Consider the following 19,924-nt stretch of genomic DNA (forward strand, 5'->3'; position numbering starts at 1 on the left):
GGAATCAGTCATCAAAAGGCTTAATCTGTTCTAAAGAAACCACGGTCATAGGGTGAGTAACTGACACCTGTATGACCCACATTTCACCCGGCTTCAGGTAGGGATCAGCAGCGGGCAGATGCTTGCGCAGAGACTTGCCCAAATGCCCACCCAGCACCTCCAAGACCGTAGGGAGTACCGGACGATGGGTACACAAGACAACAGAACGGTCACGCTTCTCAAAGAGCGACTCTGCTACTTTACGCGCATGCTTGGGTGAACGTCTATTACTGTCCTCTGTCAGCCCGCGCTTTTCCTTAATGGTCAGGCCACTTGCCTTAGCATAGGGGTAGACCGTTTGCATGCACCTGACCCAGGGCGAGGAAACAACCCGCTCAGGGGACCAAGCCTGTAATAACCGCCCAACAGCCAGAGCCTGTCTCTTGCCTGTAGCGGCCAGCGGGCGCTCGCCTTCTGCCCCTGCCCACTTAGAACGAGGCTTGGCCTTAGCATGCCGCATCACAATTACGGGGCGAGTCTTGAGATCCTGAGCGGACTCTAAACGGAGCAGGGCATCCAGGGGTTCCTTATCGGTGGGGCTGGTCAGCATCGCCCGTGCCTGCTTGGGGCTTACCCAGCGCAGTTCATCAACTTCACCCTCATCAGCCTGTGCCCGTGCACCAGCGGGGAGCTCAGCGGCCCAGTAGTAGACCTCCTTGGGCTTTCCCTTGACCTTATAGGCGGTCACCGCAAGCGGTGCGCCTAGCGTGACTTGGAGACCCACTTCTTCACGGACCTCACGCACAGCGGTCTCGGGCAGTGTTTCCCCCGGATCCTGCTTACCCTTGGGCCAGGACCAGTCATCGTAGCGGGGGCGGTGAATGATGAGTACCTCGAGCTTGTCGTGGTGACGCCGCCAAATTAGCGCGCCAGCAGCATTGACGGCGGCCTTGTTGCGGGGACCTCGGCGGATAGATAGTTCCCCGTCTGCTGTGTGTGCGGTGTAAAAGGTGTCTGTGTGCGGCATGTGGAGCTCCAATAGTGGGGCGGGCATTTAAGATGTCCCTGGGTTAACCTTGCCTTAACCCAAGGACATTGTATTCCCTCGACTGCCCTGGAGAGGGAAACGGGCGGATAAGTTATCCTGTCAAAGCTAACTGTTAGGAGCGCTTATTGCGTTTCTTGCTCCGGCTAGCCAAGTAGAAAGCCTGGACATCACGCAGAGGCTGACCTTCGGCATCCAAATGATGGCGTTCCCAGCAACCGTTGGCGCTCAGGTGCCAGTTACTTGTCTTGTCCGAGAGGTAATTCTCAAACATTTGGAGCAGGTAAGCCACATGGGCAGGTTCCTTAACATGTACTAGGGCCTCAACACGGCGGTCCAGGTTGCGGTGCATCATATCGGCTGAGCCGATGTAGGTCTTGGGCTGACCGGCGTTTTCAAAGGTGAAAACCCGGGAGTGCTCCAAGAAACGCCCCAGCACCGAACGTACCTTGATGTTATCTGAGAGCCCAGGAACACCGGGGCGTAGGGCACAGATGCCGCGTACCAGTACATTGACTTCTACTCCGGCCTGTGAAGCACGGTAGAGGGAGTCAATGATAGCCTCATCGACCATCGAGTTGCACTTAATCTGAATCTTGGCGTAATGACCGGCCTGCTTGTGTTCTATTTCCTTATTGATGTTGTCAATCAGGCCCGAGCGCAGGGAGCGGGGGGCAACCAGCAACTGCTTGTAGGTTGTCTTGGGAGCGTAGCCGGAGAGCTGATTGAAAAGCCTGGAGACGTCCTCACCGATTTGAGGGTCGCAGGTAATCAGACCGAGATCCTCATAGAAGCGGGCGGTGGAGGGGTGGTAGTTGCCGGTGCCGATATGGCAGTAGCGGCGTAGACCATCGGGTTCCTTGCGGACCACCTGGGAGAGCTTGCAGTGGGTTTTGAGGCCCACGATGCCGTAGACCACGTGAACACCGGCGCGCTCCAGTTTGCGGGCCCATTCGATGTTGGCCTGCTCGTCAAAGCGGGCCTTAATCTCGACCAGGGCCAGGACCTGTTTGCCAGCTTCGGCTGCTTCGATGAGGGCATCGACAATGGGGGAGTCGCCGGAGGTACGGTAGAGGGTCTGCTTGATAGCCAGTACAGCGGGGTCAGAGGCTGCCTGCTCGAGGAAGGCCTGAACGCTGGTCGCAAAGGAATCGTAGGGGTGGTGGAGTAAGACATCGTGATCGCGGGTTGCGGCGAAAACGTCGGCAGCCTTGGAGGTTTCGTTGGCGTTGAGCCAGCGGGAGGTGTGGGCTACATGCTTGGGGTAGTGCAGGGCAGGGCGGTTGGTCTTAGCGATATCGGAGAGACCGCGCATGTCCAGGGGCGCGGGGAGCTTGTAGACCTCGTGCTCATCGATGCCTAGCTCGGAGACCAGGAGTTCCAGAATGGTTGGGTTGATGGTGTCTTCAACCTCTAGGCGTACCGGCGGGCCGAAACGGCGGCGGAGCAGTTCTTTCTCTAGTGCTTTGAGAAGGTTCTCAGCATCGTCCTCTTCTACTTCGAGGTCTTCGTTACGGGTTACACGGAAGGCGTGGTGTTCCAGTACTTCCATGCCGGGGAAGAGAATATCGAGGTGCTCAGCGATAATCACTTCGAGAGGGATAAAGCGTACCTCACCGGAGGATGAACGTACCGAGCGTGAGCCATCAACGGCGACCATCCGGTCCATGGTTTCGGGGACCTTGAGACGGGCAAAGAGTTCCTTGCCGGTCTGGGGATTGCGGACAATGACCGCCAGGTTGAGCGATAGACCGGAGATGTAGGGGAAGGGGTGGGCCGGGTCAACGGCTAGCGGGGTGAGCACCGGGAAGACATCGGTTCGGAAGAAGTTGGAGAGGCGGTCCTGCTCAGCGGTGCTCAGATCGCTCCAGCCGACAATGCGAATGTTTTCTTTTTCGAGTTCTGGGTAGACCTGCTCGTGGAAGACCCGTGCCTGACGCTCTTGCAGGGCGTGAGCGGCTTCGGCGATTTCTTCCATCTGCTCTTCAGGGGTGAGGCCTGCGGCTGAGGGCATGGCGATACCGGTGGCGATACGGCGCTTGAGCCCGGCTACCCGGACCATGAAGAACTCATCGAGGTTGCTGGTAACGATAGAGAGGAAGTTCAGGCGTTCAAGCAAGTAGAGGTTGGGATCTTCTGCCAATTCGAGAACCCGGGTGTTGAAGTCTAGCCAGCTTATTTCGCGGTCAAGGAAACGATCGGAGCCAAAGTCACCCTCGAGGTTGGGGAGCTTAATTTTCTTTCCTATATCGATACGGTCTACGCGTGTTTCAGCGCGTTCTAGCTTGCTGATGTCACTCCCGATGGGGGTGCGGTTGGGTATCTCTTCTGGTGCCTTGGTCATGGTGAGCCTTTCGCGGTTGCGGTCAATACAAAGTGTGGGTCTTGTGGCTTCGGGCCGGTGGGGTGCCCGTCAGCTGGATCTTGAGGGGGTGGCTTCTGCCGGGGCACCGGGTCGGTACTGTCGGTCAACGGTGAGCGGGGTGAAACCTAGAGAGCGGTAGAGGCTGACTGCCGCCGTATTATCCGCATCGACATAGAGAACTATACGGTCTAGGGCTTTTCCTTGCTCGTCGGATGTCTGAGCTAGGTAAGCCATACCTGCTAAAGTGAGGGCTTTACCCAGGCCCCGGCCCTGCCACCGGGGGTCGATGCCGATGGCATAGACTTCACCTTCTGGCTCTGCTCCCTGGTCTGTGGGGATTTTGGTCCAGTGGTAGCCGGCCAGGGCAGAGCCGCACTTAGATTCTGCCTCTGCGGTACTGTCAGAGACATGAACCAAGAAGAAACCTTCGGGCCGGAACCAGGCAGATTCCGTGCGAACCTGCAGATCCTTTAGGGTCAGCCTGCCCTGCTCGGGGTGATGCGCAAAAGCGCGTGCATTCAGTTCAACCCAGTGATGGGCTTGCTCCGGTGAGTAGGTGATAAGTTCGAGACCATGGGGGAGCTGAGCCTGATCAGCTAGGTCAAGGATGCGTTGCCTCGATACTTCGGTTAGGGGTAGTTCTAGTTTGTAGAGTTCCCGGCTTGCCTTCCACCCTAAATGTTGAGCAATAGCAAGGGCAGCTTCCAGAGCGGGGGTTTGCTCCTGCGGGCCTCCGTGGATCCAGGCCGCTAGAGGCTGGCCCTCCAGAGCTTTAAGAGCGGAGGTAATTAGAGTAAGGCCGATACCCTGCCCGCGCATTTGAGGGCTTACTGCTGCCTCAAGAACCCAGGTATCACCTTCAAGAACAAGCACCGCTAAGCCTACAAGCTGGTCTGCTACCCGCGCTTCAAAGGCCTTCACGGCAGAAGCCGGAACCGCCTCGTGTTGGTTCACTGCTCGGATAACTTCAACATGGGCCTGCTCCGAAAAAGGAGCTACTCCGTCCTGTCCCTGGGCCAAGCTAGCTAGGGCCTGCATGCCTTGGGGTAAGTCAGAAGCAAAGGTAGATTCAACCACCTCAAGAGCCTTCATAGGTACCTCCTCCACTCACCATGAGCCTTCCTCCTTACTCTAACGAGACTCACCTCTGGGGGAGTTGAAGCTATAGCCAACATTGCGCACCGTCGTAATCAACTGTTCGTGGTCAGGCCCTAACTTGGAACGCAAACGGCGAATATGAACATCGACGGTGCGGGTGCCGCCGTAGTAGTCATAGCCCCACACCTCAGATAGAAGCTGGGAGCGGGTAAAAACACGGCCAGGGTGTTGGACCAAGAACTTAAGGAGTTCGAATTCCTTATAGGTCAGGTTGAGCGGTGAGCCCTGCAAACGAGCCGAATAGGAAGCCTCGTCAACCGTTACGCCCCCCACCCGAATAATAGAATCCTGAGCCTGAGCTAGGTGATCACGGTAAGCTGATAGCAGGCGTAGACGGGCTTCTAGCTCAGCCGGTCCAACCGATGCAAGAACGATATCATCAACCATCCAATGAGCTGCTACAGCCGCCATGCCGCCCTCGGTTAGCACCATCAGCAAGGGCACATTAAGCCCGGCTCCCTTCAGGAGATGGGCACAGTTGCGAGCAGCGACCAGTTCCTCGCGGGCATCGACCATGACCACATCCGGCCCCAAACCCTGGATAGGGGCAAGGGAGGAACCTAAAGGCAATACAGAAAACCGGTGTGCTAATAAACCCAAAGACTGGGTGACGTCAGCGCCATCGGTCGATGAATCACTCAACACGACAATATGCAGCACACCATCACTCCTCGCTATACAGCAACTCTTGACCAGTATAAAACGCGGTACCCGGACGTTGATAAAAAGGCTCGTAATACGGGAAGATATAAAGATAAAGCCGGGATTATGAACCCGGCCCATCACTTACCGCACCCCGAAGGCTACTGTGACCACCAAAGAGAACTCCACACGAGCAATACGAACCTTTGTTCCTGAGCTCAGTAGGTTCCGCCGAGCTCAGCAGAAAACTGTTTACCAAGGGCCCTTAGGGCGAATCGGTGCTACCCGGCGCTCCCGCTACACCCTGGTTGCTCTCTCAGGGGTGCTTGCCCTTCTCGCGCTGGTGGTTTCTGCCATTATCTCGCCAACAGTTGCGGCAGCAGCCGGTCTGGGTGCTGTACTTCTCATCGCTGGCGGCTGGCCTGCTGCCACCGGTATTGCTGAACTCCGTGGGCGCCACCGCGTAACGTCACATTCGGTCATTATTCTCTTATCCGGGCTAGCTTCGGTTCTTTATGCCTGGATTAACCCCGGGGAGTCCCCGCTTACCTTCTTACCAGCTATTGCTGCTGTTGGTATTGTCTCCAGCTTTATGACTGAGCTTGCCCGCGGTGAGGGTGCACAGGGCAAGCTGGAGTCGGTGATTAGCTGTGTTTCAGGGGTACTGGCCTCTGTTTCTGTTGCCGGATGGGTGGGTTTGGCTATTCTAGCCAAGCACGCCGAAACCGCTCAGCCGGTTGTCATGATTGGTGTGGGCGTAGGTATCCTGCTGGGCATCATCGGGATCCGGGTCATCTCGGCAGGCCCCAAAGAAGGACCGCGCCGCGGGGCAGTGACATTGGGTGTCACGCCGGTAGCTTTCATCGGAGTTATTGGGTATGTATGTGCGACTTTCCTCACGCGCGTGATAGGCTAGCCACATGAGTATTCTTGCATTAGAAATTTTCTTCCTCGTCCTGCTGGGGCTGGCAGGTCTGGCTATTTTCACCTGCATCGGCTTTGTGCTCACCGGTCTTTTCCGCGGGCAGAAGTAAGAAGTAAACAGCTTTCAGTAGAAACCACCAGGCCCTCGCGCACCGAAGCGCGGGGGCTTTTTCTCTGCCCGACCTACGCTGACCGCTAAGCCCAGCTCACGGAGTCAAGCAGCTACTAGACTAAGGGGTATGGCTATTGAAATTCCCACCAACCTTACCCCCGAGCTCGTCCCCTTCTCCTGGTTGCTTGGTACCTGGGAAGGTACCGGCTCCCTCTGGTACGAAGGCTCTGAACAGACCCCCTTCGGGCAAATTATTACCTTCGCCCAGGAGGGCCTGCCCTTTATCGAGTACAGGGCTGAGAGCTTCCTGCTTGATGATGCAGGCAAGAAGCTCCGCACCATCACCCTTGAAACCGGCTTCTGGCAGATTGACCGACCCCAGGTAGACGGTGATCTTGGCCCCGGGCTGGTCCCGGCAGCAGTGGTCCCAGTACACCAGGACGCCGAATCGGTAGAAGCCCTGCGTAATGAAGACGGCGGCTTCAACCTGCTTGCCACCATTGCTCACCCCGGCGGGCTGACTGAAAACTATGTGGGCATGATTAAAGGCCCGGTGGTGCGTATGCAGACCGGCAACATGCTCAAAGATGACATTTCCAAAGAATACGCAGGTTCTGTCCGGCTCTGGGGCCTGGTAAACGGCAACCTCATGTGGGACTGGGAAACCGCTCACCCCGTCACCGGCAAGCTAGAAAAGCACGCATCAGCAGAGTTGCGCAAGACTTCTTCTATGACCGGTGACGACCTGGGCACCACCATGTTCGGTGGAGAGAACCTTGACTAGCCCCAGCGGCTACAGTAGCCCCTTGCTGCGCCGTCCCGGTGCCTTTGCTGCATCGGGAGCCGATGCCGGTGTCGCCGCCCACTACGGTAACCCGATTGCCGAGCAGCGGGCGCTTGCCCGCCGAAGCAAGCTGACCCTAGTGGACTACTCCCACCTGGGTATTGTGACGGTGGCTGGTCCTGACCGTTTGAGCTGGCTGACGACACTCTCGACCCAGGTGCTTACTGGCCTGGGGGAGGGGTCTAGCACTGAGCTTCTCTTGCTGACCCCGCAGGGGCGCATTGAGTTTTCCGCTTATGCAGTGGAGCAGGGGGGTAGGGTCTGGCTGATAACCGAAGGCGCTCAGGCCGCCCCGCTGGCGGACTACCTCAAGCGTATGAAGTTCATGTTAGAGGTGGAAGTCACCGACCTAACCGAGAGCTACGCTGTTCTTGGCTCGACAGTGGACCCTCGCACCTGTAAGGATGCCTCCCCGGCACTGGCTGCTGGAGTCATCTGGCAGGACCCCTGGGCAGCAGGTGTTGCTGCTGGCGGTTACAGTTACAGCGCGGTTGAAGAGAACCAACACCCCGGAGCTGACTACCACCGGTACCTGACTATCATTCCTGCTCACCGCCTACTCGATGCCGTTGACGGTTGCCAGCTAGCGGGCTCCTGGGCCGCCGATGCCCTGCGCATTGAGGCCTGGCGTCCCCGGGTGGGGGTGGATTCTGATGAGAAAACAATTCCTCACGAACTTGACCTCATGCGTACAGCAGTCCACCTGGAGAAAGGCTGCTACAAGGGCCAAGAAACAGTGGCGCGCGTGCACAACCTAGGGCACCCGCCCCGTCGCCTGACTTTCCTGGATCTTGATGGCTCTGAACATACTCTCCCCGCGGTAGGGACCCCCGTGATGAACGGGGCCAAGCAGGTGGGTGTCATTACCTCTGTTGCCCTGCACCATGAAGCTGGGCCTATTGCCTTAGCCCTTCTGAAAAGGTCGGTGGCTCCCGATGCTGAGCTACGAGCTATTGACGGCGGCGACTTTGATGCGCAGGGCAACCCTGCACCGGCTACTGAGTACGCCTGCTCGCAGACTCTGATTGTTGCTCCCGACGCCGGCCAGGTGGTGGGGCGGCGTACCAAAGGCCAGTTCCTGAGATAGGGAAAAACCCAGGCAGTCTAAAGGCCCCGGACAGCTTGCTGTGCAAGCTATCCGGGGCCTAAATCTGTATGTGAGCCTTGAGTAAGCCTTGGTGGCTAGTGGCTCTACCTGGTTGGAGCCGTCATCTTCAAGGCAGACCAAGCGCTAGCTGGGGCCTCGATACCCTAGTCTGCAAAAGTGATGGGGACTAGTGATGGGGACTGCGGTAGCAATCCGGGGGGCCTGGCTACCGTCACCGGCTACATCAACCGACCTTTGATTCTTAAAAATTTCAGAACCAAGGGTAGCGCCCTCTCTATACAGCTTGTCGCCCGCCTGTTTAGCGACCGAAAAGTACTTTGGCTTCCTGGTAGCGGTCAGCAGGAACTTTCTTGAGGCCGTCCAGAGCCTCGGCAAAGTCTACGCGCCTGATTTCGGTACCCTGCATGGCAACCATCTTGCCCCACTCCTTATCGTGAATCATATCCACAACCTGAATGCCTAGGCGAGTTGAGAGAACGCGGTCAAAGCCGGTAGGCGCACCGCCACGCTGAATGTGACCCAGGATGGTGTTGCGGGTCTCAATGCCGGTCAGACGCTCGATTTCCTGGGTAACCCACTCACCGATGCCACCCAGACGGGGGCGGCCGTCCTTTTCCTGGCCCTTGCCGGCCAGTACATCGTCAAAGCCCTCGGGGATGAAGCCTTCAGCTACAACGATCAGGGGTGAGCGACCGCGGTCGTGAACTTCCTTGACCCAGCCTGCTACCTCTTCCATGGATACCTTGACTTCGGGAATCAGGATGGCGTGGGCGCCACCGGACATACCGGAGTGCAGGGCGATCCAACCAACGTGGCGGCCCATAACCTCTGCGACCATGGCACGGTGGTGGGACTCGCCGGTGGTGCGCAGGCGGTCCAGCGCGTCGGTTGCAATGGAAACGGCGGTATCGAAACCGAAAGTGTAGTCGGTTGCCTGGAGGTCGTTATCGATTGTCTTGGGGACGCCAACTACGGGCAGGCCGGCATCGGCTAGGCGCTTTGCGCCTGCTAGGGTACCTTCGCCGCCGATAGCAACAATGGCATCAATGCCGTTGCGCTCCATCATGATTTCGATGTTTTCGGGGCCGCCCTTGGGTCCGTCGAAGGGGTTGGTGCGGGAGGTGCCCAGAATGGTGCCACCCTGGCGGGCCAGACCGCGGACCTTAGTGCGGGGCAGATCCATGTAGTCGCCCTCCACAACGCCGCGCCAGCCATCGCGGAAGCCGACGAATTCGTCGCCGTAGGTTTTGATGCCGTTGAGGACGGCGCCGCGAATGACAGCGTTCAGGCCGGGGCAGTCGCCGCCGGAGGTGAGCAGACCGATCTTCATGGAGAGTCTCCTAAATATTCCTGGTGGGGAACGGTGGTGGTGGGACCTTAGGCGGTTTTCTCCCGGAGAGCAACCGACATGTTGGTCTTTGTTGTTTTCTATTCTAGTGAATTTGGGGTTGAGTGGGTAGCTGTGGGATAGCTTGGGTTATATGTTTTCAGCCTCTACGTTAGGGTCAAAAACGATTTTATTGTGGGTGGGAGGCCGGTAAAAGAAGTGGCAGGTGTACCCAAAGCAAACTGACTCAAGAGCTAGCTGATGCCAACCGCATATGAAAGACATGAAGCTACCAGAGGTGTGCTTGCGCAGGGTACACCCGCCGACTGAGAGTTTTCTACTGGGCTGTAGCGAGTAGCTTCTGCATACGGGCCAGGCCCTCTGCCAAATCATCGTCGCCTAGCGCGTACGACAGGCGCAGGTAGCCTGAGGGGCCAAATGCTTCACCCGGCACTACCGCTACTTCGGCTTCTTCCAGGATAATTTCGGCTAATTGGGCCGAGGTCTGCGGGGTCTTGCCCGCAATGGTCTTACCGAGCAGGCCGGTGACATCGGCGTAGGCGTAGAAAGCACCCTTGGGGGTGGGGCAACGAACACCCTCGATGGCGTTCAGGCCCTCAACAATGGTCTTGCGGCGACGATCAAAAGCCTGGTGCATGGTATGGACAGCATCGAGTGGGCCGGAGACCGCTTCAAGTGCTGCAAGCTGAGCTACGTTGTTGACGTTGGAGGTCATATGGGACTGTAGGTTAGTAGCGGCCTTGGTGATATCAGCCGGAGCGATCATCCAGCCCACACGCCAGCCGGTCATGGCGTAGGTCTTGGCAACACCATTGAGAATAACAGTGTTCTCAGCCAGCTCGGGCACAGCTTTAAGAATGGAGGTAAAGGGGACACCGTCGTAGGTGAGGTGCTCATAGATTTCATCGGTCAGCACCATAATGCCCTTAGCCAGTGCCCATTGACCAATGGCTTTGGTTTCTTCGGGGGAATAGACCGCGCCGGTGGGGTTGGAGGGCGAGACAAAAATGAGGGCCTTAGTAGCTGGGGTGTAAGCGGCCTCGAGCATATCGGGGGTGACCTTGTAGTCAAGGTCGGCACCCGCGAAGACCTCGACGGGGTTACCGCCAGCCAGGCGAATTGCCTCGGGGTAGGTGGTCCAGTAGGGGGCGGGCAAGAGAACGTCATCGCCTTGGTCGATGACGGTGGCGAAAGCCTGGTAGACGGCCTGCTTGCCGCCGTTGGTCACAATAATCTGTGAGGGGTCAACCTCAATGCCGGAATCCCGCTTAGTTTTATCTGCAATAGCCTGCTTGAGTTCCGGGAGGCCTGCTGCCTGGGTGTAACGGAAGTTCTTAGGGTCATCCAGAGCCTTGCGGGCGGCTTCGACAATGTAGTCGGGCGTGGGGAAGTCAGGCTCACCGGCGCCAAAGCCAATCACCGGGCGTCCTTGGGCCTTGAGTGCCTTGGCTTTCGCGTCGACAACGAGGGTGGCCGAGGGGGCGATAGCGCCAATGCGGCGGGATACGCGCTGAGACATGGGAGGGTTCTCGCTTCTGTCCTAGTGACTTAGGACCGTTGGGTGGTTGATGCCTGTAGGTGCAACAAAAACTATGCTGAGGCCTACACCCTTAAGCATAGGTGGTTGGCTGTGGGGCTGGGGAGGGCTGTCCTCAAATTGCCAAAGAGAAAATTATGTTCTAAAGTAGGTACCGTTGTTCGCAACCGAACAACTATTGACCTATGCCCGTGCGCCTGGGTCATCCTTGAAGGGGTAACCTTCAAAGGGCGGTGGCTCAATTGGTAGAGCAGCGGTCTCCAAAACCGCAGGTTGCAGGTTCGAGTCCTGTCCGCCCTGCTTTTGCCTCACAGGTTTTTTGTCAATCGAACCGAACGGTTCATGATGAGTCTAGAAAGGGGCGGGCCTCACATGGCTAAATCAATCGCCGCTAGGACCGCCGATTCTAATGAACCAGGCGCCCACCAGAAGCTGGGCTTTTTCGGTCGTATTTTCCAGTTTTTGCGCCAAGTATTCGCAGAGCTCAAAAAAGTTACTACACCCACCGGTAAAGAACTGGTGCAGTATGTGATTGTTGTTCTTGCCTTCGTTGTTTTTATGCTCCTGCTCATCTCTGGGCTGGACTACCTCTTCGGGCAGGGCGCCTTCTGGCTTTTCGGCAATGGCATCAGCTAACTGTAGTAGAGCCGGGCTCTAAGCCCGCCCCACCCCATAAAATCTTTTGTATGTAGGGCGCACGGCGCTCCTCATAGAACTCCAACGACGAAAGCAGGAAAGCGTGTCCGAGCAGGAAATGCACACTGAAGCCGAAGAGGTTGTAGAACCTGCAGAGCAGGCAACCGACCAGGATCTGGCAGAGACTGAAACTGTAGAGGTAGAAGAAGCTACCTCCGCCGAGGAAGTCACTGAACCTGCTGTAGATCCGCTGGAAGAGTTTAAGGCTAAGCTCCGCCGCCAGGAGGGTGAATGGTTCGTTGTTCACACCTACGCTGGCTACGAGAACAAGGTTAAGACCAATCTGGAATCTCGAGTGCAGACTCTGAACGCCGAAGATGACATTTTTGAGGTTCAGGTCCCCATGGAAGAGGTCATGGAGGTCAAGAACACCGCCAAGAAACTGGTGCGCCGTGTTCGTGTTCCCGGCTACGCCCTGGTGCGTATGAACCTGACCGATGAAACCTGGGGTGTAGTACGCCACACCCCCGGTGTTACAGGCTTCGTTGGACAGGACGCCTATAACCCTGTGCCCCTGCGCCTGGATGAGGTTGTAGATATGCTGGCTCCCGTCTTTGAAGCTGAGCAGGCCGAAGCAGGCGAACTGCCCAAGCCCGCTCCCGCTGTGGAGACCGGCTACGAGGTGGGCGAGGCTGTCACCGTTAAGGACGGCCCCTTTGAGGGTATGCCCGCTACTATCTCCGAGATTAACGCTGCGGCTTCTCAGATGGTGGTACTGATTTCTGTCTTCGAACGTGAGACCCCTGTGACCCTGAACTTCTCACAGGTCACTAAGATGTAACCCCCAGAGGGTATAAAACATGTACCGCCCGGTTTGAGCTCTAAGGCTCAGGCCGGGCGGTTTTTTGTTGCCTTTTTGGGCTGCCCCGCCTACAGCGCTAGTATCCCGCCCGCACCCGAAACCCTGAAAAACGCTGTGGACGAGCAACAGAAAACTCTGCTGATTGCCATGTCGCTGATTACCCTGGTCATCGGCGCAGTGGGTACCATGAACACCTTCCTGGTAGGGGTTATGGAGCGCCGCCAAGAAATAGGTTTGCGTCTAGCCATTGGCACTAAACCGGCAGGTATTACCCTGCAACTAGCCATAGAAACCATCATTACCAGCCTGCTGGGATCCTTTGCCGGTGTGCTTTTCTCCATCAACGCCATTGCCATCCTCAGCCTCCTTAATTCCTGGACACCCATTATCAGCCCCGCAGTGATAGGAATGGGAGCGGGTGTTGGCCTAGCGTTAGGTGTCTTGGCCGGAATCTATCCGGCGCGCAAAGCCGCCCGGATTGACCCCATTGAATCCCTGACCCCGCCTGTGAGCAAGACCCCAGCCCGCAGGCTCCCCGGGGCAATGGCTTAAAAAGTCTTAAGGTACTAAGATAGAGGACTGTATGTGTGCGCGCACGCTTGGCGCACACTGCGCGGTTGGGCCGTCGCCATGGCCCGCCACCGCCCGGTACATACTCCTGTGTACCGGTCCACCAGCTAAGAAAAGGACCAAATACCAATGGCTCCCAAGAAGAAGGTCTCAGGCATCATTAAGCTGCAGATCCAGGCAGGCGCCGCTAACCCGGCTCCCCCCGTTGGCCCCGCGCTCGGTGCGCAGGGTGTCAACATCATGGAATTCTGCAAGGCTTACAATGCCGCAACCGAATCTCAGCGCGGTAACATCATCCCCGTAGAAATTACCGTCTACGAGGACCGCTCCTTCACCTTCATCACCAAGACCCCTCCGGCGGCCCAGCTGATCAAGAAAGCTGCAGGCGTTGCTAAGGGTTCAGGTGTTCCCCACACCCAGAAGGTCGGCTCACTGACCATGGATCAGGTCAAGGAAATCGCCCAGACCAAGATGGAAGACCTCAACGCTAACGACATTGATGCTGCCGCAAAGATCATTGCCGGCACTGCCCGCTCCATGGGTATCACCGTCGAAGGCTAAAACCCTTCCCCCTAGCTCAGGCTAGATACCGAGGCCTCAAAACCTCACCAAGACATATATGTAAGAGCCCACCGGCAGATAGCCGGTTGGCATGTGGCAGAGCCGAGCGCGGCTCATAAGAGACCACACCTGCAAAGGAGAAAAGCAGATGGCAAAGCGCAGCAAAGCGTACCAGGCAGCTGTAGCCAAGATCGAAGCGGACAAGCTCTACGCACCCGCCGAGGCTATTGCAGTAGCAAAGGAAATCGCGGCAGACAAGCCCCACTCAACCGTTGAGGTCGCTCTGCGTCTCGGCGTTGATCCCCGTAAGGCAGACCAGATGGTACGCGGTACCGTCAACCTGCCCAACGGCACCGGTAAGACTGCCCGCGTTGTCGTTATCGCCGCAGGCGAGAAGGCAGAAGCAGCAGAAGCAGCAGGCGCTGACTACGTTGGTTCAGACGAACTGATCGCAAAGATCGCCGGTGGCTGGGTCGACTTCGACGCAGCAGTTGCAACCCCCGACATGATGGGCAAGGTTGGTCGTCTGGGTAAGGTTCTGGGCCCCCGTAACCTCATGCCCAACCCCAAGACCGGTACCGTCACCATGGACGTTGCTAAGGCAGTTGCAGACATCAAGGGCGGTAAGATTGACTTCCGTGTTGACCGCAACTCCAACCTGCACTTCATCATCGGTAAAGCTTCCTTCACCGAGCAGCAGCTGACCGAGAACTTCGAAGCAGCTCTGGAAGAGGTCAACCGCCTCAAGCCCTCATCCTCAAAGGGCCGTTACATCTCTAAGGTCACCATCGCCACCACCTTCGGCCCCGGTGTACCCGTAGACCCCGCAACCGTAGCCTAAATTTATAGAGACTTTAGGTAGCAAGACAGGTGCCCTGTTCCTCCCTATGAGGGGCAGGGCACCTGTCTTTTACCCTCAGCGGAAGTAAGTAAGTCTGGTTTGTGAGCAAATAGGCCGGTAGGCTGAAAGCACGGCCAGTGTTAGTTAGAAGGTAGCAAGGAGGCACCTCCCGTGTACCGTGTCGCGTACTTTCCGTACCCTCGCCCCTCCGATGCACCGCGCTATATGAACCCCACGGCGCTTTACCCAGGCCTGCTCGCCGTGCAAGAGCCAGCAACCCATCACATACACCTTTACCGGTTTGAAGCAGAGTATGAAGGTGATATCCCGCCTGAATACACCATCTGTGCTTATACGAGCAATCGCGAGAATTCAGAACTAGTTGTGAGTATCTCGCTCGAACATGACTTTAACCAGGGGTACCGCGCCGATGCTGAGCCTATCTATAGCTTTGAAGCTGAGACTCATGCCCGGCGGTGGCCCCGGCCCCTGGTTGGGCGAGGCTACTTACCCGAACCTGTGAAATATCCTGGGGAGAACAGAACCTCGGTCACTGGGCGCACGGGCAGGTGGCGGCTATGATCGAGCACTTAGCCAGTGCGCCCACCAAACAACCGGAGCTCCTTGAACCGGGGCAGGTTGCGGTCTGGAATATCCCAGAGCTACTGCGAAGTGAATTAGCTGTCACCGAGAAAAACTATGAGGGCTACACGCTTCACTGGTTTGCGGTGGAAGCTACACAGGAGTTCGGCTGGTTTGCCTACGCTCCAGGGGCGGATGCAAGGTATCCAGCAGATAAACTTCCAAGCCGTTTAGTACATGTAACACAGCCCCGCGCTGTCTTTGCGTCGGGTGAAGGCACCGAAGCACCACGACTGGTAGGTTATACAGCCGATGCTGATGACAAGGTTCTGAAATGGGGATTGCACCTTAAGCCAACGCTGTGGAATGATTCAGAGCAGGTAGGGCTGGTGCCCGGGCTTACCGGGCGAAAATTACCGGAAGCATACAGGGCATTGGTGGAAGCAGGCGAATTACGTTTCCCCGACGAAAGAATTAGTGTGGAGGGGTTTTCTGATGGACTGTAGCCTCCTTGGACTGAACCGCAATCGCTGGTAGTCCCAGGTCTGTAAACCCTAGAGATAAAGGCAGGATCCGCACTGTGCGGGGCCTGCCTTTCTTTTAGACTTAAGAGCATGACCCCAGTCTCCCTGCGTATAGATGCCCTCACCAAGAGCTTCGGCTCGGAGGCTGTTCTTAACAACTTCAGCCTGAACATACCAATGGGGCAAGTCACCGCACTCATGGGGGCCTCCGGTAGCGGCAAGTCAACCCTGCTGCGCATCATTGCCGGGCTTGAACAAGCCGACACCGGTACCGTCAGCTACGCCGGTGAACCTATCAGTAACGGACAGGTAGGCTTTATCTTCCAAGAACCAGTGCTCTACCCCCACCTTAATGTCCAAGAGAACATCCTTTTTGCCTACCGGCTAGCTAAGGCCCCCGCCCTAGACCGCGAGCACTTTACCTCCCTGATCGGCACCCTGGGGCTGGGGGAGTACCTGCATAAGAAGCCGAGTCAGCTTTCTGGCGGCCAAGCCCAGCGGGCCGGAATTGCCCGCGCCCTGGTGCGCAAAACCCCCCTGGTGCTTTTTGATGAGCCTCTTTCTAACGTGGATCCCCACCTAGCCCAAGCTATCCGGGCTGATATTCTCACTCTGCACCACCAGCTAGGCTTTACCGGCCTTTATGTGACCCACACACCCGATGAAGCCCTCCAGATGGGCCAGGAAATTGCTGTTATGGAGCAAGGACAACTGGTGCAGACGGGGCCTGCCCGCCAGCTGCTACAGAAGCCCGCAAACCTGCAAGTAGCCCGCCTGCTCAACCCGCTCTATAACGAGCTACCTGCTGAACTGGAGGGGCAGACTATGACGGTCGGCATTTCCGCCCACGGATTTTCACCTCGGTATGAGACAGGGCAGGGTACCCTGCCGGTCATACCTCGGAGTGCCTGGGCCTACACCTCAGGAACCCGGGTGGAGGCCTTGATAGCCAGAGATACTGAGCTGAGCACAGCACAAGGGCTTCTGTGCCTGCCCGCAGGTATGGTTATCACCGCTGTTCTGCCCGGTCTGCCCTGGGTAGAGCTGGGAAAAACAATGTACTGGGCAGTTGATGCAGAGAACCTGCACTACTTTTAAGTGATTAAGCCCGCTTAACCTAGAGCACGGCTTGCTTTAAAGTAGCCGGCCGTGGTTAGATGGAGTAACCAAAGACCGCCGGTCTGTGCCTGAACAGGGTACGGTAAGGGCTGATAAGCCACCTGCGTAGGTGCCGAAACAGAAATACTGACCAGAAATTGCTGGAAAGTATTATGCCTCGTTGCCTGCGCATCGAGGCATTTTTTTTATTGGCCTGGCGGGATTAAGAACTGGAAGGAACACCATGGCAACACAGGATAAGATTGCTGCTGTTTCCGAGATCAAGGAACTCCTTGAAACCTCGAACGGCGTAATTCTCACCGAGTACCGTGGTCTCACCGTTGCACAGATGAAGAACCTTCGTCGTGCACTGGGTGCTGAGACCGAGTACGCCGTGGTAAAGAACACTCTGACCGCTATCGCGGCTAAGGAAGCTGGTATCGATGCATTCGATGGTCAGCTCCACGGCCCGAGCGCAATCGCATTCATCAAGGGCGACTTCATTGATGCTGCGAAGGGTCTGCGTGACTTTGCCAAGGCTAACCCCCAGCTGATCGTTAAGAGCGGTTACTTCGAGGGCGAAGCTCTCGACGAAGCTGGTATCAACAAGTTTGCAAACCTCGAATCACGCGAGGTACTTCTTGCCAAGGTCGCAGGTGGCGCAAAGGGCGCAATCGCAAAGGTTGCTCGCACCGTTGACGCTCTGCGTATCAAGCTCGAAGAGCAGGAAGGCGCAGCACCCGAAGCTGAGTAATCGCTTCTGCTGTAGCTAAACAAGAGACTTTTGACCCACCGGGTCACCCGCAAAAAAATTTTCAGCTCGCAGGCCAACAAGAGCCTGCAAGAGATTACAGAAGGAGCCAAACTCATGGCTAAGCTTTCAATCGAAGAACTCATTGAAGCATTCAAGGAACTCTCCCTCGTTGAGGTTTCCGAATTCGTTAAGGCATTCGAAGAAGAATTCGACGTTACTGCTGCTGCTCCCGTAGCTGTTGCCGGTGCTGCCGGTGGCGAAGCTGCAGCTGCTGAAGAGCAGACCGAATTCGACGTTATCCTTGAAGCTGCTGGCGACAAGAAGATCGGCGTTATTAAGGAAGTTCGTGCCCTGACTTCACTGGGTCTGAAGGAAGCTAAGGACCTGGTTGACGGCGCTCCCAAGCCCGTTCTCGAAGGTGTTTCCAAGGAAGACGCAGAGAAGGCTAAGGAAGCTCTCGAAGGCGCTGGCGCAACCGTCACCCTCAAGTAATCTTTCTCAGATTCTTAATCTTTGGCGCAGGGGCGGCACCCACGAAAGTGGGAGCCGCCCCTGCGGCTTTTAAAGCCCAGTCCCTATACTGAGGGCATGGGTAAATACGTCGCACAGCTATTCTGGGGATTACTACTGCTAGCCGGCTTACTTTGGGTGTCTATCCTGTTTTTGCCAGGAACTCCTCTTATCTCCTGGCTGAGTCTACAGCTGCCGCTAGCTCAAGCCATAGCTTTCCCCGCTTTTCTGGCCTGGGTAAGTAGTGGGCTGGCACTGTTTGCGCTGTTTACACTTTCCCGCAAGAAAGTCTCGCGGCTGACCAGGGTGCTTGCTGGCGGGACCGCCCTGGTGATGGGACTTGCCAGCATAACCGCTTTTATGGACCCTTACGGGGCCAAGCGCTACCAGGTCAGGGGGAGATCCGCGATAGCCTGCACAGATACCACCAAATACACTGTCATTACCTATAACGCCCTGGACACACTCACAGAGCAAGATCTCGCGGAACTCTTGGCGCAAAACCCCGATTTTCTTGTACTTCCGGAGGTCTCACCACAGACCCCAGCTCTTGCCGGTGGGGTAGAAGGCTACCAGCTTTTCAACTCCTCAAGCACTGCGGAATTTGTTGCGCCCACACTGGTGCTCGTTAAAGATCCTTTGGGCCGCTACAGCGCTAGTGACATCCCTATGACCTTTGGAGCGCTTTTACTGAAACCTCTTGAAGGTGCTGGGCCATCACTTCTGGCGGTTCACACTGCGCCACCTATACCAACCTATATGAGCAGGTGGCAAGAAGATTTGGAGACTATCGAAGCAGTAGCTACCGCAGGTCAGGTGGACCTTATAGCCGGCGACTTTAACGCCACTTTGCTACACGGTTCCTTGGCCAGCTACGCGGGGCTTGGATCATTGAAGGGTAAGGACGCGGCTCTATCCGCCGACGCGGTTGAAGGTACCTGGCCTGTTAATGGGATCTTGAACCGGTTTGGGCTAAGGGCTCCTATCGACCATGTTTTAATAAACCAGCCTGACCCCACCCGCGCTCTCTCTGTGCAAAGTCGGGTTATTGGAGGTTCTGATCATGCAGCTCTTATAGTTCAGCTAGCTCTGTGCCCCTGAGAATAGAGAACCCAGGAACCTGTTGAGGGCTAGCGTCACCGGGTACAAAACCCTAACTTACAAGGAACTCGGCCAAGGAAAACTCCCTTTTCTTAACACCCCATCTTTTCATTGAAGATCCCGACCGGGCTGTAAAGTAAGGGAAGAAAAACAGATACATTCAGGAGTTTAGCGCCATGAACACCCCAGCATATTCCGTCCGTCAAGCTACCGAAGCGGACTACCCAGCCGTAACCCAAACTCTCACCAACGCCTTCAAAGATGACCCGGTGATGAGTGAGGCAGTAGGCGGCAAAGGCCGAGCAGATCTGGTGGCAGCTCTCTTCGACTTCCAGATCCGAACCACCTACGGCCCTAAGGGGCTGATCGACGTTGCCACCGACCGGGAGGGAAAAATCGTGGGGGCGGCCTTGTGGCTCTCACCCCAGGGACAGAAAGGTAACCTGCTGGCCGATATTATGGACCTGCCGGACTATTACAAGGTGCTGGGGCGCAATTTACTGCGAGCAACCATGACCGAACTTAGGCTCCTGGCCGCCCGCCCCAAATTTGATCACTGGTACCTCTACACTATCGGCGTCCACGAGACAGCCCGCAACCAGGGGGTAGGGGGACTACTGCTTGATTTTCGCCGGGAAAAGCTGGGTGAGTACCCGGCCTACCTGGAAGCTTCAACCTACAGAAATGCCGCTCTATACTCCCGCCACGGTTTTGTAGAACTCTTCAAATTCAAAAGCGGTAAACCTACCCTGGGCATGCTCCACCCGGCCCCCATCAGCCAGCTGGAAAAAGCCCAGGCTAAGCCCCAAGGTTCATAAGTCAG

The 19,924-nt window shown here is 56.7% G+C and carries 20 protein-coding genes and 1 tRNA gene; 15 read left to right on the forward strand and 6 right to left on the reverse strand.

What is annotated here, in order from left to right:
• Positions 1-4 precede the first annotated feature (4 nt).
• From ACN082_RS02395 to ACN082_RS02410, 4 genes are all read right to left on the reverse strand, one after another.
• A complete protein-coding gene (locus ACN082_RS02395; RefSeq protein WP_419099246.1) occupies positions 5-1,006 on the reverse strand; it encodes an NUDIX hydrolase in 1,002 nt (333 codons plus the stop codon).
• Between the two features lie 133 nt (positions 1,007-1,139).
• Positions 1,140-3,368 carry an RNA degradosome polyphosphate kinase gene (locus ACN082_RS02400; protein WP_419099247.1) on the reverse strand — a complete coding sequence of 743 codons (2,229 nt, stop codon included), beginning with the start codon at positions 3,366-3,368 and terminating at the stop codon, positions 1,140-1,142.
• Positions 3,369-3,437: 69 nt separating this feature from the next.
• Entirely contained in the window at positions 3,438-4,481 is a 1,044-nt protein-coding gene (gene mshD, locus ACN082_RS02405; RefSeq protein WP_419099248.1) for a mycothiol synthase, read from the reverse strand.
• Positions 4,482-4,520: 39 nt separating this feature from the next.
• Positions 4,521-5,207, reverse strand: a complete 687-nt coding sequence (locus tag ACN082_RS02410) for a winged helix-turn-helix transcriptional regulator (protein ID WP_419099249.1) — start codon at positions 5,205-5,207, stop codon at positions 4,521-4,523.
• A gap of 148 nt (positions 5,208-5,355) precedes the next feature.
• Between ACN082_RS02410 and ACN082_RS02415 the strand changes: the two genes are divergently transcribed.
• The 3 genes from ACN082_RS02415 to ACN082_RS02425 all read left to right on the forward strand — a co-directional run bounded on the left by ACN082_RS02415 (position 5,356) and on the right by ACN082_RS02425 (position 8,156).
• Positions 5,356-6,105 carry a hypothetical protein gene (locus tag ACN082_RS02415; RefSeq protein WP_419099250.1) on the forward strand — a complete coding sequence of 250 codons (750 nt, stop codon included), beginning with the start codon at positions 5,356-5,358 and terminating at the stop codon, positions 6,103-6,105.
• A gap of 247 nt (positions 6,106-6,352) precedes the next feature.
• A complete protein-coding gene (locus ACN082_RS02420; RefSeq protein WP_419099251.1) occupies positions 6,353-7,009 on the forward strand; it encodes an FABP family protein in 657 nt (218 codons plus the stop codon).
• Entirely contained in the window at positions 7,002-8,156 is a 1,155-nt protein-coding gene (locus ACN082_RS02425) for a YgfZ/GcvT domain-containing protein (RefSeq protein WP_419099252.1), read from the forward strand. The genes ACN082_RS02420 and ACN082_RS02425 overlap by 8 nt, the downstream gene beginning before the upstream one ends.
• Before the next feature lie 319 nt (positions 8,157-8,475).
• Here ACN082_RS02425 and ACN082_RS02430 read toward each other — a convergent pair whose 3' ends face one another.
• Both ACN082_RS02430 and ACN082_RS02435 read right to left on the reverse strand, forming a co-directional pair.
• On the reverse strand, positions 8,476-9,507 hold the full coding sequence (locus tag ACN082_RS02430) for a 6-phosphofructokinase (protein WP_419099253.1): 1,032 nt from the start codon (positions 9,505-9,507) through the stop codon (positions 8,476-8,478).
• Positions 9,508-9,841: 334 nt separating this feature from the next.
• Positions 9,842-11,044 carry a pyridoxal phosphate-dependent aminotransferase gene (locus ACN082_RS02435; RefSeq protein WP_419099254.1) on the reverse strand — a complete coding sequence of 401 codons (1,203 nt, stop codon included), beginning with the start codon at positions 11,042-11,044 and terminating at the stop codon, positions 9,842-9,844.
• A gap of 245 nt (positions 11,045-11,289) precedes the next feature.
• On the opposite strand from ACN082_RS02435, the gene ACN082_RS02440 reads away from it, so the two are divergent.
• The 12 genes from ACN082_RS02440 to ACN082_RS02495 all read left to right on the forward strand — a co-directional run bounded on the left by ACN082_RS02440 (position 11,290) and on the right by ACN082_RS02495 (position 19,919).
• A tRNA-Trp gene (locus ACN082_RS02440) sits at positions 11,290-11,362 on the forward strand.
• Between the two features lie 72 nt (positions 11,363-11,434).
• Positions 11,435-11,698: a preprotein translocase subunit SecE gene (gene secE / locus ACN082_RS02445; protein WP_419099255.1), complete on the forward strand. Its 264-nt coding sequence runs from the start codon at positions 11,435-11,437 to the stop codon at positions 11,696-11,698.
• A 103-nt stretch (positions 11,699-11,801) separates the two neighbouring features.
• Complete coding sequence (nusG, locus tag ACN082_RS02450; protein ID WP_419099256.1) at positions 11,802-12,539, forward strand: transcription termination/antitermination protein NusG; 738 nt, start codon at positions 11,802-11,804, stop codon at positions 12,537-12,539.
• A 33-nt stretch (positions 12,540-12,572) separates the two neighbouring features.
• Positions 12,573-13,112, forward strand: a complete 540-nt coding sequence (locus ACN082_RS02455; RefSeq protein ID WP_419099257.1) for an ABC transporter permease — start codon at positions 12,573-12,575, stop codon at positions 13,110-13,112.
• Between the two features lie 147 nt (positions 13,113-13,259).
• Complete coding sequence (gene rplK / locus ACN082_RS02460) at positions 13,260-13,691, forward strand: 50S ribosomal protein L11 (RefSeq protein ID WP_419099258.1); 432 nt, start codon at positions 13,260-13,262, stop codon at positions 13,689-13,691.
• A gap of 148 nt (positions 13,692-13,839) precedes the next feature.
• The gene (rplA, locus tag ACN082_RS02465) at positions 13,840-14,532 is read left to right on the forward strand and encodes a 50S ribosomal protein L1 (RefSeq protein WP_419099259.1); all 693 of its coding nucleotides are present in this window, start codon (positions 13,840-13,842) and stop codon (positions 14,530-14,532) included.
• 578 nt (positions 14,533-15,110) lie between these two features.
• Positions 15,111-15,620, forward strand: a complete 510-nt coding sequence (locus ACN082_RS02470; RefSeq protein WP_419099260.1) for a hypothetical protein — start codon at positions 15,111-15,113, stop codon at positions 15,618-15,620.
• A gap of 108 nt (positions 15,621-15,728) precedes the next feature.
• Positions 15,729-16,736, forward strand: a complete 1,008-nt coding sequence (locus tag ACN082_RS02475) for an ABC transporter ATP-binding protein (protein ID WP_419099261.1) — start codon at positions 15,729-15,731, stop codon at positions 16,734-16,736.
• Positions 16,737-16,980: 244 nt separating this feature from the next.
• Complete coding sequence (gene rplJ / locus ACN082_RS02480; protein ID WP_419099262.1) at positions 16,981-17,490, forward strand: 50S ribosomal protein L10; 510 nt, start codon at positions 16,981-16,983, stop codon at positions 17,488-17,490.
• Positions 17,491-17,604: 114 nt separating this feature from the next.
• Positions 17,605-17,982 carry a 50S ribosomal protein L7/L12 gene (rplL, locus tag ACN082_RS02485; protein WP_419099263.1) on the forward strand — a complete coding sequence of 126 codons (378 nt, stop codon included), beginning with the start codon at positions 17,605-17,607 and terminating at the stop codon, positions 17,980-17,982.
• 171 nt (positions 17,983-18,153) lie between these two features.
• Positions 18,154-19,101, forward strand: coding sequence for an endonuclease/exonuclease/phosphatase family protein (locus ACN082_RS02490; RefSeq protein ID WP_419099264.1), 948 nt, complete (start codon positions 18,154-18,156; stop codon positions 19,099-19,101).
• Between the two features lie 176 nt (positions 19,102-19,277).
• Positions 19,278-19,919 (forward strand): GNAT family N-acetyltransferase, encoded by a 642-nt coding sequence (locus ACN082_RS02495; protein ID WP_419099265.1) that lies wholly within the window; start codon positions 19,278-19,280, stop codon positions 19,917-19,919.
• The last annotated feature ends 5 nt before the right edge of the window (positions 19,920-19,924 follow it).

Source organism: Rothia sp. CCM 9417 (assembly GCF_048513575.1).
Lineage (GTDB): Bacteria > Actinomycetota > Actinomycetes > Actinomycetales > Micrococcaceae > Rothia.